At 72.9% G+C, this 13,006-nt stretch carries 14 protein-coding genes; 8 read left to right on the top strand and 6 right to left on the bottom strand.

Annotation, left to right across the window (positions count from 1 at the left end):
- Positions 1-93 precede the first annotated feature (93 nt).
- On the bottom strand, positions 94-687 hold the full coding sequence (locus tag B1205_RS28505) for a class I SAM-dependent methyltransferase (RefSeq protein WP_217809900.1): 594 nt from the start codon (positions 685-687) through the stop codon (positions 94-96).
- Between the two features lie 129 nt (positions 688-816).
- On the opposite strand from B1205_RS28505, the gene B1205_RS28510 reads away from it, so the two are divergent.
- The 3 genes from B1205_RS28510 to B1205_RS28520 all read left to right on the top strand — a co-directional run bounded on the left by B1205_RS28510 (position 817) and on the right by B1205_RS28520 (position 3,529).
- The gene (locus B1205_RS28510; RefSeq protein WP_089158420.1) at positions 817-1,992 is read left to right on the top strand and encodes a sensor histidine kinase; all 1,176 of its coding nucleotides are present in this window, start codon (positions 817-819) and stop codon (positions 1,990-1,992) included.
- Positions 1,989-2,681 carry a response regulator gene (locus tag B1205_RS28515; protein WP_089158421.1) on the top strand — a complete coding sequence of 231 codons (693 nt, stop codon included), beginning with the start codon at positions 1,989-1,991 and terminating at the stop codon, positions 2,679-2,681. The genes B1205_RS28510 and B1205_RS28515 overlap by 4 nt, the downstream gene beginning before the upstream one ends.
- An 80-nt stretch (positions 2,682-2,761) precedes the next feature.
- On the top strand, positions 2,762-3,529 hold the full coding sequence (locus tag B1205_RS28520; RefSeq protein WP_089158422.1) for a DedA family protein: 768 nt from the start codon (positions 2,762-2,764) through the stop codon (positions 3,527-3,529).
- On the opposite strand, the gene B1205_RS28525 is transcribed toward B1205_RS28520, so the two are convergent.
- Positions 3,503-4,075 (bottom strand): cob(I)yrinic acid a,c-diamide adenosyltransferase, encoded by a 573-nt coding sequence (locus B1205_RS28525; protein ID WP_089158423.1) that lies wholly within the window; start codon positions 4,073-4,075, stop codon positions 3,503-3,505. The genes B1205_RS28520 and B1205_RS28525 overlap by 27 nt on opposite strands.
- Between B1205_RS28525 and murA the strand changes: the two genes are divergently transcribed.
- Together murA and B1205_RS28535 are read left to right on the top strand one after the other, a co-directional pair.
- A complete protein-coding gene (gene murA, locus B1205_RS28530) occupies positions 4,074-5,495 on the top strand; it encodes a UDP-N-acetylglucosamine 1-carboxyvinyltransferase (RefSeq protein ID WP_089158424.1) in 1,422 nt (473 codons plus the stop codon). The genes B1205_RS28525 and murA overlap by 2 nt on opposite strands.
- A gap of 68 nt (positions 5,496-5,563) precedes the next feature.
- A complete protein-coding gene (locus B1205_RS28535) occupies positions 5,564-6,412 on the top strand; it encodes a 3-hydroxyacyl-CoA dehydrogenase family protein (protein WP_089158425.1) in 849 nt (282 codons plus the stop codon).
- Between the two features lie 25 nt (positions 6,413-6,437).
- Here B1205_RS28535 and B1205_RS28540 read toward each other — a convergent pair whose 3' ends face one another.
- The 3 genes from B1205_RS28540 to B1205_RS28550 form a co-directional block, all read right to left on the bottom strand.
- A complete protein-coding gene (locus tag B1205_RS28540) occupies positions 6,438-7,247 on the bottom strand; it encodes an alpha/beta hydrolase (RefSeq protein ID WP_089158426.1) in 810 nt (269 codons plus the stop codon).
- A gap of 82 nt (positions 7,248-7,329) precedes the next feature.
- Positions 7,330-8,175 (bottom strand): ABC transporter permease, encoded by an 846-nt coding sequence (locus tag B1205_RS28545; RefSeq protein ID WP_089158427.1) that lies wholly within the window; start codon positions 8,173-8,175, stop codon positions 7,330-7,332.
- Positions 8,175-9,020, bottom strand: a complete 846-nt coding sequence (locus B1205_RS28550) for an ABC transporter ATP-binding protein (protein ID WP_089158428.1) — start codon at positions 9,018-9,020, stop codon at positions 8,175-8,177. The genes B1205_RS28545 and B1205_RS28550 overlap by 1 nt, the downstream gene beginning before the upstream one ends.
- Positions 9,021-9,171: 151 nt before the next feature.
- Here B1205_RS28550 and B1205_RS28555 point away from each other — a divergent pair, with 151 nt between their 5' ends.
- The gene (locus B1205_RS28555; protein WP_089158429.1) at positions 9,172-11,166 is read left to right on the top strand and encodes a protein meaA; all 1,995 of its coding nucleotides are present in this window, start codon (positions 9,172-9,174) and stop codon (positions 11,164-11,166) included.
- Between the two features lie 120 nt (positions 11,167-11,286).
- On the top strand, positions 11,287-11,583 hold the full coding sequence (locus B1205_RS28560) for a DUF1540 domain-containing protein (protein ID WP_089158430.1): 297 nt from the start codon (positions 11,287-11,289) through the stop codon (positions 11,581-11,583).
- A gap of 31 nt (positions 11,584-11,614) precedes the next feature.
- Here B1205_RS28560 and B1205_RS28565 read toward each other — a convergent pair whose 3' ends face one another.
- Positions 11,615-12,232, bottom strand: a complete 618-nt coding sequence (locus B1205_RS28565) for a DUF4126 domain-containing protein (protein ID WP_089158431.1) — start codon at positions 12,230-12,232, stop codon at positions 11,615-11,617.
- A gap of 71 nt (positions 12,233-12,303) precedes the next feature.
- Between B1205_RS28565 and nucS the strand changes: the two genes are divergently transcribed.
- Positions 12,304-12,963, top strand: coding sequence for an endonuclease NucS (gene nucS, locus B1205_RS28570; protein WP_089158432.1), 660 nt, complete (start codon positions 12,304-12,306; stop codon positions 12,961-12,963).
- The last annotated feature ends 43 nt before the right edge of the window (positions 12,964-13,006 follow it).

Consider the following 13,006-nt stretch of genomic DNA (forward strand, 5'->3'; position numbering starts at 1 on the left):
CGCGCAGTGGGAGAAGCAGGCCACCGACCTCGTCACCCAACACTGGAACAGCTGAGACGCAGACGGCCGGCACCCCGCACGGGGTGCCGGCCGTCAGCGGCTCACCGGCCGGCGGCAGTGGTAGACCAGGGCCGGCGGCAGGTTGGCCCACACCGTCCGCCCGATCGTCACCTCCTCGAACGACCCGGTCAGCAGCCGCCGGAAGCGGCGGGCGGACCGGGTCGCTGCCGCGTGCCGGTACGCGAACGTGGTGAACGCGCCGTCCGGCCGGAGGGACCTCAGCACCGCGTCGAGGACGGCCAGTTGCCGCCCGCCGCCGAACGCCGCCCAGGGCAGTCCACTCACCACGACATCGGCGGCCGGCAGGTGCCGTTCGGCCAGCACCCGATCGAGGCTGGCGGCGTCGGCGCGTACCACGTCCACGGTCGGATGCCGCCGCGCCAGCCCGTCGGCGAAGGTCGGGTTGAGTTCGACCGCCAGGTGCTGCCCGCGTCCGGCCAGCCGCTGTTGGACGGCGCGGGTGAAGACGCCGGTGCCGGGGCCGAGCTCCACCACCAACGGGTCCCCGGTACGGGGCACGGCGGCGGTGATGTCCCGGGCGAGGAGCGTGCCGCTGGGCAGCACCGCGCCGGTGGTGAACGGGTATCGGGCGAACTGGCCGAGGAAGGCGGGGGCGTCGCTGATCACGTCGACCGACGCTAGGCGGGCCAGCACAGTTCGAATCTCGTTCGGCGGGCCGGCTTACCGGCCAGTCGGAGGAGGGGCGCCGGCCGGAGGTAGGGCGGTCCGGTTCGTCCGGCTCCGTATGGTTGCCAGGTGAGGAAGGGGCGGTGGATCCGGTGGCCTGAACTGCTGCTCGGGCTGGGTACGGCCGCCCTGGGGTTGATCAGCACGCGGATCGCCGTCCCCGGCGTACCGCACGCAGGGCGGGTGGCGGTCTTCGCGGTGCTCGCCGGTGTGGCCCTCATCGGAGTCCGCCGCTGGCCGTGGCCGGTCCTGCTCGCCACGTCGACGCTGATGCTCGCCGCCGACGCGGCGGGGGTGACCGCCGGGGACACCGCCCAGATCGCCGCCGCTGTCGCGCTGGGCTACGTCGCCTACCACTCGGGCTGGCCGGGCACGGCCGCCGCGTACGTGCTCTTCCTGGCGGTGACGCTGGTCAATGTGATCGACCCGGAGAACCCGGAGGTGCTCCGAGGCGGTCTCGGGGTGCTCCGGCTGGTGACCCTGGCCGGGGTCGCAGCGGCGCCGGTGGCCTTCGGCCGCTACCTCAGCGGGGTGCGCCAGGCGGCGGCGGCCGCCGAGGAGCGGGTCCGGGAGGCGGAGGAGCGGCGGACGGCGGAGGCGCGGATGGTGCGGTTGACCGAACGGACCGCGATCGCCCGGGACCTGCACGACATCGTCGCCCACCACGTCGCGGCGATCGCGTTGCGCGCCGGTGCGGCCCGCTACGCGGTGCAGCACACCGGGCGTCCCGAGGAGGCGGTGCTGGCGCTCGGTGAGCTGCGGGACACCGCCGGGCAGGTGCTGGACGAGTTGCGGGATCTGCTGGAGGTGCTCCGCGACCCGGACGCGGTGGAGCCGGCGGAGTCGCAGGTCGAGCCGGCGCAGGTGATCCGGGACGCGGCCCGTCGGGTGCGGGAGGCCGGGCTGGCCGTGCAGGTGCGGATGCCGGAGGCGCTGCACCGGATTCCGCTCGTGGTCGGGACCACGGCGGCCCGGGTGGTGCAGGAGGCGTTGACCAACAGCCTGAAGCACGCCGGGCCCGGGACGGTCGTCTCGGTCGACGTCGAGGTGGCCGGCGGGGCCCTGCTGATCGAGGTGCTGGACAGCGGCCCGGCGCACCCGGGTGCCCGGCTGCCCACATCGGGGCACGGCCTGCGGGGAATGCGTGAGCGGGTCGGCCTGCTCGGCGGGACGCTCGCCGCGGGCGGCACCGACGGAGGCGGGTGGCGGGTCCGGGTCCGGCTGCCGATCAGGGAGAACGAATGATCAGGGTATTGGTGGTCGACGACCAGGCGCTGGTTCGCGCCGGGGTGGGCCTGGTGCTGCGCACGGCCGGTGGCTTCGAGGTGGTGGGCGAGGCGGGGGACGGCCACGAGGCGGTCCGGCTCGCCGAGCGGTTGCGGCCGGACGTGATCCTGATGGACCTGCGGATGCCCCGGCTGGACGGCATCGAGGCGACCCGGCGGATCCTGCGGCAGCAACCGGCGGCCCGGGTGCTGGTGCTGACCACGTTCGCCGACGACGCCAACGTCTACGGGGCGCTCGGCGCCGGCGCACAGGGCTACCTGGTTAAGGATGGCGCTCCGGAGGAGTTGGTCGACGCCGTGCGACGGGCGGGCCGGGGCGAACCGCTGCTCGCGCCGCCGGTGCTGGCGCGGGTGCTGCGCCGGGCACTCGCCGCGCACGACCGGGACCGTGCCCCCGAGCCGGCCGCCGCGGGGCTCGGTCTGCTCAGCCCTCGGGAGCGGGAGGTGCTGGCGCTGGTCGGCGCGGGGCTGTCGAACGCCGAGATCGGTGCCCGGCTGCACCTCGGCGTGACCACCGTGAAGACGCACGTCTCGGCCGCGATGGAGAAGTTGGAGCTGCGCAACCGGGTGCAGGCCGCGGTGGTGGCCCACCGGCTCGGCCTGGTCGACGACGGGTTCAACCCGGTGCCGGATCCGGGGGGACCCTAGGGCGGCGACCGGCCACTCGGAGGACCCGCACCGGCCGCGGGCAGGACGTCACCGGCCGACACGGGCGTGACGCTGGGAGCATGACCTTCCTGGATTTCCTGGTGGACCGGCTCGACGCGCTGCCGCCGAGCCTCGTGCTGCTGGTCGCGGCGGCGGTGCTCGCCGGCGAGGTGGGCCTGCTGGCCGGCCTGGTGCTGCCGGCCGCGACCACCATGCTGACGGTCGGGTTGCTGGCCCGTGCCGGCCGGGTCGATCTGGGCGCCGCGCTGGCGGTGACGACCGCCGCCGCGTTCGCCGGCGACCAGTTCGGCTACCTGGAAGGGCGGCTGCTCGGTCCCCGGCTCCGTCGCGGAGCGCTGGGCCGGTGGGTGGGGGAGCGACGCTGGCGGCGGGCCGAGGAACTGGTCGCCGCCCGGGGCGGGACCGCGGTGCTGCTCGGCCGCTGGACCGCGTTCGCCCGCACGCTGGTGCCCCGGGTGGCGGGCGCAGCCGGGCTGCCGTACCGCCGGTTCGTGCTCTTCAACGGCGCGGCGGTCGCCGTCTGGGTGCCCGGTACGGTGCTGGCCGGCTGGGCCGCCGGTGGCCTGCCGCCCGGTCTGCCGGCCGCCGCCGGGGTGGCGGTGGTGGCGGCGGTCGCCCTCGCGGCCGGGTTCCGGCGTCTTCGGGTACGCCGGCGGCGCGCCACCCGCCGTGCCTGTTCCGGGTCGGCGCCGTTCCGGCGACGGCCGGGTGCACGCCGCCCCGGAGAAGCCAGCCCCACGCAGGTCTGGCCGCCGCCAGGTCGGGTATCCACACCTCCACGTGGTGCAGGCCGGCGACGGTCAGCGCTTGCCGCCCGGCACCCATAGCACGTCTCCATCCGGATTTGCCGTTCTTGACAGGATGAAGAGCAGGTCGGAGAGCCGGTTGAGATACTTTGCCGGGAGTGGGCTGGTCCGGTCGGGGTCATGCGTGACCAGCGCCCATGCCGCTCGCTCGGCGCGCCGGGCGGTCGTCCGTGCCATGTGCAGCAGTGCCGCGCCCGCGGTGCCGCCGGGGAGGATGAAGGAGTCGAGCTTGCTCAGGCGCGCGTTGTACTCGTCGCACCACCCTTCGAGGCGCTCGACGTACTCCTCGGTGACCCGCAGCGGCGGGTACGCCGGGTCCGGCTCGACCGGCGTCGCCAGGTCCGCCCCGACGTCGAACATGTCGTTCTGCACGGATTCCAGCACGGCCCGCAGCTCGTCCGGTAGCTGCCCGAGGGCGAGCGCGACACCGATCGCGGCGTTGCACTCGTCCACGTCCGCGTACGCGGCGATCCGTGGATCGGTCTTCGGCACCTGTTCGTTGTTGCTCAGCCTGGTCATGCCGGCGTCGCCGGCCTTGGTGTAGATGCGCGTGAGGTGGACGGCCATGACGCACAGCCTACGGATTCCGGACCTGACCGTCCCGGTGCGGCCGGTCGCGGTGGGGCCGGGTGACGCCGGCGACCCGGCGGTCAGCGACGTCGACGTCATCCGGGTCCGCGGCCAGGCCCGGCTTGCCGGCACCGTGCACGTGGTGGGCGCCAAGAATTCGGCGTTGAAGCTGATGGCCGCCGCGCTACTCGCGCCGGGCCGCAGCGTGATCACCAACGTACCCCGGATCACCGACATCGCGATCATGGGCGAGGTGCTGCGGCGGCTCGGCTGCGGCGTACGCTTCGGCCCGGACGACCCGGTCGATCCGATGGTCGCCGGCGGCGGCAAGGAACGGTCCCGCTCGGTCGTCGTCGACGTGCCGGAACGGCCCGGCGCGGAGGCCGACTACGACCTGGTCCGCCGGCTGCGCGCGTCGATCTGCGTGCTCGGCCCGCTGCTGGCCCGCCGGGGGTACGTCCGGGTGGCCCACCCCGGCGGCGACGCGATCGGCTCGCGCGGCCTGGACATGCACATCGCCGGGCTGGCCCGGATGGGCGCGGAGATCTCCGGTGAGCACGGCTTCGTCATCGCCGAGGCACCGGACGGCCTGCACGGCGCGGACATCGTGCTGGACTTCCCGAGCGTCGGCGCGACCGAGAACCTGGTCATGGCGGCGGTGCTGGCACGCGGCGGCACGACGATCGACAACGCGGCCCGGGAGCCGGAGATCGTCGACATCTGCACCATGCTGAACCGGATGGGCGCCCGGATCTCCGGTGCCGGTTCCTCGACGCTGCACATCGCCGGCGTACCCGAGCTGCGTCCGGTCCGGCACGCCACGGTGGGGGACCGGATCGTCGCCGGGACGTGGGCGTTCGCCGCCGCGATGACCCGGGGCGACGTCACAGTGACCGGCGTCGATCCGGCGTACCTGGAGGTCGCGCTGGACAAGCTGGTCGCGGCCGGCGGCCTGGTGGAGACCCGGGGCCACGGCTTCCGGGTACGGATGGACGACCGTCCCACGGCGGTGGACGTGGTGACGCTGCCCTATCCGGGCTTCGCCACCGACCTGCTGCCGATGGCGATCGGCCTGGCGGCGGTCAGCGTCGGTGGTTCCCTGATCACGGAGAACATCTTCGACGGGCGGTTCATGTTCGCCAACGAGATGATGCGGCTCGGCGCGGAGATCCGGACCGACGGCCACCACGCCCTGGTGTGCGGGCACGAGCGGCTCTCCGGGGCACCGGTGCGCGCCACCGACATCCGGGCCGGCGCCGGTCTGATCATCGCCGGGCTCCGCGCGGACGGGGTCACCGAGGTCTCCCATGTGCACCACGTCGACCGGGGCTACCCGGACTTCGTGGCGGACCTGCGGGCGCTCGGCGTCGAGGTGGAACGCGGTACCGCGCCCGAGGAACCGGACCTGACCATCTGACGATCCTTATCCCTCGTTAAGTAGGGTTCTCGGCAGGACAGTGGAGAACACGGGCGAGGGAGAAGCAGATGGCGGGTCGACTCGCGGTCGTCGGTGCGGGGCTGATGGGCTCGGGCATCGCCCAGGTGGCGGCGCAGGCGGGCTGGCAGGTGACGCTGCGCGACGTGGACGACGCGGCCACGAAGCGGGGCGTCGACGGCATCCGGAAGTCGCTGACGAAGTTCGCCGAGAAGGGCAAGATCGAGGCGTCCGAGGTCGAGGCGACGCTGGGCCGGATCACCCCGACCACCGACCTGGAGGCGGCGGCCGACGCGGACCTCGTGGTCGAGGCGGTCTTCGAGAAGATCGAGATCAAGCACGAGGTGTTCCGCGCGCTGGACAAGATCTGCAAGTCCGACGCGGTGCTGGCCACCAACACCTCGGCCATCCCGGTCACCCAGATCGCCACCGCCACCGAGCGCCCGGAGTCGGTGGTGGGCACCCACTTCTTCTCGCCGGTGCCGATGATGAAGCTCTGCGAGCTGGTCCGGGGCTACAAGACCAGCGACGCGACGATGGACACGGCCCGTACGTTCGCCGAGGGGATCGGCAAGACCGTGGTGGTGGTCAACCGGGACATCGCCGGTTTCGTCACCACCCGGCTGATCTGCGCGCTGGCGATGGAGGCGGTCAAGCTGGTGGAGGCCGGCGTGATCTCGGCCGAGGACCTGGACACCGCGTGCAAGCTGGGCTTCGGGCACGCCATGGGCCCGCTGGCCACGGTCGACCTGACCGGCGTGGACGTGCTGCTCAACGCGACCCGCAACATCTACACCGACACCGCCGACGAGAAGTTCTTCCCACCGGAGCTGCTCCAGCGCATGGCCACCGCCGGTGACCTGGGCCGCAAGACCGGTCAGGGCTTCTACCCGTACTGATTCCGTGCCCCCGGCCCCGGACGGCTCACGTCCGGGGCGGGGTGAGCGCGGCGCCGAGCAGCGCGAACGCATCCGGGATGACGGTGCCCCAGTAGCCGAAGTTGTGTCGCCCGTCGGCCCAGGCGGCGCGCACCGGGCGTTCGGGCAGCTTCCGGGCCAGGGTCCGGACGTCGGCGAGGAAGTTGTCCTGCCGGCCGCACCAGAGCCCGACCGGGGTCCCGCGCAGCTTCCCGACGCCGGTGAAGACCGCGTCGCCGGGGCTCACCGCGGGGGAGAAGGCCGCGGCCATCCGCAGCCATCGTGGGTACGTCTCGGCGAGCAGCAACGCCCCGAAGCCCCCCATCGACCAGCCCCAGACGGCCACCCGGCTGATGTCGAATCCGCGCCGGGCACACCAGGCGGGTACCTCCTCGCGCACCATTCGCTGCGGGTCGTCGCTACCGGTCGGGCGCCAGGAGAGCCGGCCGCCGGCCGCGCCGGCCAGCGCGAACGGCGGCGCGCCCCGGCGTACCGCGTCGGTGAGGAAGCGGGCCAGCCCGAACCGGCCGTAGTCGCGCGGGGTGGCGGAGGCGCCGTGCAGGACCAGGCAGATGGGCAGGCCGCGACCGTCGCCGTACCCCTCGGGCACGGCGGTCCAGAAGTCCACCTCGCGACCTCGCGCGCCGGAGGCGATGCGGATCAGCCGCTCGTCGCCGGCCGGCGCGTCCGGCAGGGCGGGGGCCGGTCCCGGACGGGGCCCGGACAGTTGCCGGGCGGCCAGCCCCCCGACCAGGCCGACGCCGACGATCCCACCCCCCGCGGTCAGCAGCGTCCGTCGCGTGAGCGTGCGTCCCATGCCGGCGAGTGTGCCACCCCGGGTGTTAAGAGGGGCCCCTTCCTATACGCCAGGCGTTAACAAGGGCCCCCTCCTTAACACCTCAGCCGTCGCGGCGGGTGGTCGACCGGAAGGTGGTCAGGCAGAGCACCAGGCCGATCACGCACCAGGCTCCGAGCACCAGCGCCACCCGGCCCAGCTCGAACGAGCCGCCCGGCTCCTGGGCGCCGAAGCTGTCCGGCAGGAACACCGAGCGCAGCCCCTGGCACATCCACTTGAGCGGGAAGATCGCGGCGACCTGCTGCATCCAGGTGGGCAGGTTGGTGAAGACGAAGAACACGCCGGAGATGAACTGGAGCACCAGCGCGACGGGGGTGACCACGGCCGAGCCGCTGCGGGCGGTGCGGGCCAGCGACGAGATGGCGATGCCGCAGAGCGTGCAGGCGGTGACGCCGAGGACGGAGACCCAGCCGAACGTGAGCCACTTGGCGGCGGTCTGCGGCAGGTCCAGGTCGAACAGCGCCACCGAGACGGCGAGCAGCAGCGCGGTCTCGGCGACGCCGATGACCACCACCATGATCACCTTGCCGGCGAACCAGACCCACTTCGGCATCGGCGTGCCCCGGTAGCGCTTGAGCACGCCCCGGTCCCGCTCGATCGGGATCCAGATGCCGAGGTTCTGGAAGCTCACCGTCATCAGGCCGGTCGCGATCATGCCGGTGATGAAGTACTGCGTGTAGCTGACGCCCGGGGCGATCTCGTCACTGAAGATCGCCGCGAAGATCAGGATCATGATGATCGGGAAGCCCATCGTGAACACGACGGACTCCCGGCTGCGCAGGAACTGGGTGATCTCCAGTCGGCCCTGGCGCAGCGCCAGCGCGCCCGCGCCGAGCCGCCGGGCCGGTGCGGCGGCGACCGGGGCCGCCGGCTTCGTCGTGGTGGTCATCAGTGTCCGATCATCCGCAGGTAGACGTCTTCCAGGGTCGGCCGGGTCACGGTCAGACCGGGCACCTCGCCACCGAAGCGCGCGGCCAGCTCCGCCACCAGCGCCGTCGGCGACGCGGTCTCCGCCGACTCCGGCGTTCCGTCGGGGGTACGCCAGGAGACCGTGGCCAGCGCCTCCTGCCGGTTGCCGAGCCGACCGGGCGGGGCGACCTCGACCACCCGGCCGGCGGCGATCACGCCGACCCGGTCGGCGAGCGCCTCGGCCTCGTCGAGGTAGTGGGTGGTGAGCACGATCGTGGTGCCGGCGGCGGCCAGGTCCCGGATCAGGTCCCAGAACTCGCGCCGGGCCTCCGGGTCGAAACCGGTGGTCGGCTCGTCGAGGAAGAGCAGTTCGGGGCGGCCGATGATGCCCAGCGCCACGTCGAGGCGGCGTTTCTGCCCGCCGGAGAGCGTGTGCGTACGCGCCTTCGCCTTCGCGCCGAGGCCGACCCGCTCGACCACCTTGGCCGGGTCGTCCGCGTCCGGGTAGAAGCCGGAGAAGTGCCGCACCACCTCGGCGACGGTCAGCTCGTCGAACTCGCCGGTGCCCTGGAGCACGATGCCGACCTTCGCGCGCCAGCCGGCATCCGGGGAAGCCGGGTCGACGCCGAGCACGCGCACCTCGCCGGCGTCGCGGTGGCGGTAACCCTCCAGGATCTCGACCGTGGTGGTCTTGCCCGCGCCGTTCGGGCCGAGCAGGGCGAACACCTCGCCCCGGTGGACGTCCAGGTCCACCCCGGCCACCGCGACGTTGTCGCCGTACGTCTTGCGCAGTCCCCGTACGGAGATCGCGAGCTCGTCTTCCATGACGTCAAGTGTGCGACTGCCGCGTGCCCGGCGACGGGGCGGGGTGTGGTGGTGTCGGCCATCCGTCGCCGTCCGTGCCCGTCGGTCCGCTCCATGGACCTGTGTAATTTTCCACAGTTCCTTTTACTGAACGGTAACTTAAACTCCGGCCATGGACGACGCGATGCCGGGACGCCTGCCGGAGCGGGACCGCCCGTGGGTGATGCGCACGTACGCCGGGCACTCCTCCGCCGCGGCCTCCAACGCGCTCTACCGCCGCAACCTGGCGAAGGGGCAGACCGGGCTGTCGGTCGCGTTCGACCTGCCCACCCAGACCGGGTACGACCCCGACCACGAGCTGGCCGCCGGCGAGGTGGGCCGGGTCGGCGTGCCGGTGGCGCACCTCGGTGACGCGCGGGCGCTCTTCGAGGGCATCCCGCTGGCCGACATGAATACCTCGATGACCATCAACGCGCCAGCGATGTGGCTGCTCGCCCTCTATCGCACGGTCGCCGTCGAGCAGGGCGCCGAGCTGGGCCGCTGCGCCGGCACCACGCAGAACGACATCATCAAGGAGTACCTGTCCCGGGGGACGTACATCTTCCCGCCGGCCGCCTCGCTGCGGCTGACCGCCGACGTCGTCGCGTACACGCTGCGGGAGATGCCGAGGTGGAACCCGGTCAACATCTGCTCGTACCACCTCCAGGAGGCCGGCGCGACGCCGGTGCAGGAGGTCGGCTTCGCGCTCGCCACCGCGGTCGCCGTGCTGGACACGGTGCGCGACTCCGGCCAGGTGCCGGCCGAGCGGATGGGCGACGTGGTCCAGCGGATCTCGTTCTTCGTCAACGCCGGGGTGCGCTTCGTCGAGGAGATCGCCAAGATGCGCGCGTTCGGCGCGCTCTGGGACGAGATCACCCGCGACCGCTACGGCGTGACCGAGGCCAAGCAGCGCCGGTTCCGCTACGGCGTCCAGGTCAACTCGCTGGGCCTGACCGAGGCGCAGCCGGAGAACAACATCCAGCGGATCGTGCTGGAGATGCTCGGCGTCACGCTCTCCCGGGACGCCCGCGCCCGGGCCGTGCAGCTCCCCGCCTGGAACGAGGCGCTCGGCCTGCCCCGCCCGTGGGACCAGCAGTGGTCGCTGCGCATGCAGCAGGTGCTGGCGTACGAGTCGGACCTGCTCGAATATCCCGACCTGTTCGACGGCTCGCATGTGATGACCGCGCTGGTCGACGACATCGTGGCCGGCGCCCGGGTCGAGCTGGACAAGGTCCTGGAGATGGGCGGCGTGGTGGCCGCCGTGGAGTCCGGCTACCTCAAGAGCGCGCTGGTCGCTTCGCTGGCCGACCGGCGCCGGCGGATGGAGTCCGGCGCCGACGTGGTGGTCGGCGTCAACCGCTTCACCGAGACCGAGCCGTCCCCACTGACCGCGGCCGGCGCCGAGGCGATCATGCAGGTGGACCCGGCGGTCGAGGCGGCCGCCGCGGACGGCGTACGCGAATGGCGGGCCGCGCGCGACGCGGCGGCCGTGGACGCGGCGCTGGAGCGGCTGCGCGCGGACGCCGCGACCACGGCGAACCTGATGCCGGCGACGCTGGCCTGCGTGGCCGCACGCGTGACCACCGGCGAGTGGGCGGGCGCGTTGCGGCAGGTGTTCGGCGAGTACCGGGCACCGACCGGGCTGTCCGGGGCGGCCGGGGTCGGCGGCGACGCCAACCTCGCGGCGGTCCGCGAGCGGGTCGCCGCCACCGCCCGGGAGCTGGGCACCGGGCGGCTGCGGCTGCTGGTGGGCAAGCCGGGGCTGGACGGGCACTCCAACGGCGCGGAGCAGATCGCGGTACGCGCCCGCGACGCCGGCTTCGAGGTGATCTACCAGGGCATCCGGCTGACCGCCGGGCAAATCGTGGCCGCCGCGGTGGAGGAGGACGTCGACCTGGTCGGGCTCTCCGTGCTCTCCGGCTCGCACCTGGCCGCCGTGCCGGCGGTGCTGGACGGGCTGCGCGCGGCCGGGCGGGGTGACCTGCCGGTGGTGGTCGGCGGCATCATCCCGCCGGCCGACGCGCAGGCGCTTCGGGCCGCCGGGGTGGCGCGGGTGTTCACGCCGAAGGACTTCGCGCTCACCGGCATCATCGACGACCTCGTCACCGTCATCCGCGAGCGGATGTAAGGCGGGTGCCCCGGTTAACGCATTCGGTAGAGGCGGGGGCCCCTCTTAACACCGGATCCGGCACGTTGAAGCGCGCGAGAAGCCTAAAGTCGGTGCAAGACACCACGAAAGGGCGGAAAGATGACCGCGTCGATGGAGATGCCCCGGGTCCAGGAGTGCGCCGTCCGATCCTGCGCCTACAACCACACGAACGACTGCCACGCGTTCGCGATCACGATCGGCAGCAGCGACCACGCGCACTGTCACACCTACGTGGACATGCCGGTGCGCGGCGGCATCGAGCAGCTCACCGCCCAGGTCGGCGCCTGCTCACGCGCCGACTGCCAGCACAACTCCGACCTGGAGTGCCGCGCCCCCGCCATCACCGTCGGCCCCGACATGGACATGGCCGACTGCATGACCTACCGCAGCCGCTGACCCGCGCCGCGCCCGCCGCGAGCGGCGCCGGTCAGACGCGGAAGCCGGCGGCCCGGGCCGCGGCGCGTTCCCGGCGTCGGTCCTTGCGGCGGCGCACCACCCAGACGACGAGGATCACCAGGCCGACCGCGAACACCAGCACCAGCACCGGCAGCAGGATCGCCACCACCGACATGATCACGCTGGTCGCGTCCTCGGCGGTGCTGGCCACCGGGGCGCCGAAGCCGGCCGTGGTCGCGTTGACAACCGGCCGGGCAGCGGCCTTGAGCAGGTGCACACCGAGCGCGATGAACACGCCGACCACCACCGGCACCCACTGGTGCGTGGAGAAGAACGTGTCCGGGTCGCTGACCGTGACCGTCTCCGAACCGGAGCCGGCACCGAAGGCCAGGCCACCGGCGGTCGGCCGGACCACCGTCTGCACCACGTCGTTGACGTGGTCGACCACCGGCACCTTGTCGGCCACCACCTCGACCACCAGCAGGACGGTGAGGATCGCCAGCACCCAGCCGTTGCCCAGCCACTGCCAGCCGCTGGGCAGCTCGATCAATTCGGTGTAGCGGGCCAGCAGGCCCATCAGCATCAGCGGGATGTAGGCGTTCAGGCCCGCCGAGGCGGCCAGTCCGGAACCGGTGAGAACTTCGAGCACGATTTCAATATGGCACCGGTGCGCCAGTGGCGCTCGTCGGCGCCGGCCGAGGGCTCCGCTACCCTCGTCGGGTGCGGTTGGTCATTGCGAAGTGCTCGGTGGACTACGTCGGACGGCTCTCGGCCCACCTGCCGCCGGCCACCCGGCTGCTGATGGTCAAGGCGGACGGCTCGGTGTCGATCCACGCGGACGACCGGGCCTACAAGCCGTTGAACTGGATGAGCCCGCCGTGCCGGCTGGAGGAGGCGCCCGGCGTGTGGCGGGTGGTCAACAAGGCCGGCGAGGAGCTGCGCATCACGCTGGAGGAGATCTTCCAGGACACCTCGTACGAGCTGGGGATCGACCCGGGCCTGCGCAAGGACGGCGTCGAGGCGCACCTGCAGGAACTGCTCGCCGCCAACCCGGAGACGCTGGGCGAGGGCTTCACCCTGGTCCGGCGGGAGTACATGACCGCGATCGGCCCGGTTGACCTGCTCTGCCGGGACGCCGACGCCGGTGCGGTCGCGGTCGAGGTGAAGCGGCGCGGCGAGATCGACGGGGTGGAGCAGCTCACCCGCTACCTGGAGCTGATGAACCGCGACCCGCTGCTCGCGCCGGTCGCCGGCGTCTTCGCCGCGCAGGAGATCAAGCCGCAGGCCCGGGTGCTCGCCACCGACCGGGGCATCCGCTGCGTGGTGGTCGACTACGACAAGCTGCGCGGCATCGAGCGTGACGAGCTGACCCTCTTCTAGGGCCTGTTTCGCGGGGACTGGTCGGCCTGCGGCGGGCCCGGAC

Origin of the sequence: Micromonospora sp. NBS 11-29 (genome assembly GCF_002140155.1) — a bacterium.
Taxonomy (GTDB): domain Bacteria; phylum Actinomycetota; class Actinomycetes; order Mycobacteriales; family Micromonosporaceae; genus Micromonospora.

What these genes read in the sequence shown, in the direction of transcription:
- B1205_RS28540 (WP_089158426.1), bottom strand. Translation starts at nt 7,247, where the DNA reads ATGGGACGCACGCTCACGCGACGGACGCTGCTGACCGCGGGGGGTGGG.
- B1205_RS28560 (WP_089158430.1), top strand. Translation starts at nt 11,287, where the DNA reads ATGACCGCGTCGATGGAGATGCCCCGGGTCCAGGAGTGCGCCGTCCGA.
- B1205_RS28520 (WP_089158422.1), top strand. Translation starts at nt 2,762, where the DNA reads ATGACCTTCCTGGATTTCCTGGTGGACCGGCTCGACGCGCTGCCGCCG.
- B1205_RS28545 (WP_089158427.1), bottom strand. Translation starts at nt 8,175, where the DNA reads ATGACCACCACGACGAAGCCGGCGGCCCCGGTCGCCGCCGCACCGGCC.
- B1205_RS28525 (WP_089158423.1), bottom strand. Translation starts at nt 4,075, where the DNA reads ATGGCCGTCCACCTCACGCGCATCTACACCAAGGCCGGCGACGCCGGC.
- B1205_RS28550 (WP_089158428.1), bottom strand. Translation starts at nt 9,020, where the DNA reads ATGGAAGACGAGCTCGCGATCTCCGTACGGGGACTGCGCAAGACGTAC.
- murA (WP_089158424.1), top strand. Translation starts at nt 4,074, where the DNA reads ATGACGCACAGCCTACGGATTCCGGACCTGACCGTCCCGGTGCGGCCG.
- B1205_RS28515 (WP_089158421.1), top strand. Translation starts at nt 1,989, where the DNA reads ATGATCAGGGTATTGGTGGTCGACGACCAGGCGCTGGTTCGCGCCGGG.
- B1205_RS28555 (WP_089158429.1), top strand. Translation starts at nt 9,172, where the DNA reads ATGGACGACGCGATGCCGGGACGCCTGCCGGAGCGGGACCGCCCGTGG.
- B1205_RS28535 (WP_089158425.1), top strand. Translation starts at nt 5,564, where the DNA reads ATGGCGGGTCGACTCGCGGTCGTCGGTGCGGGGCTGATGGGCTCGGGC.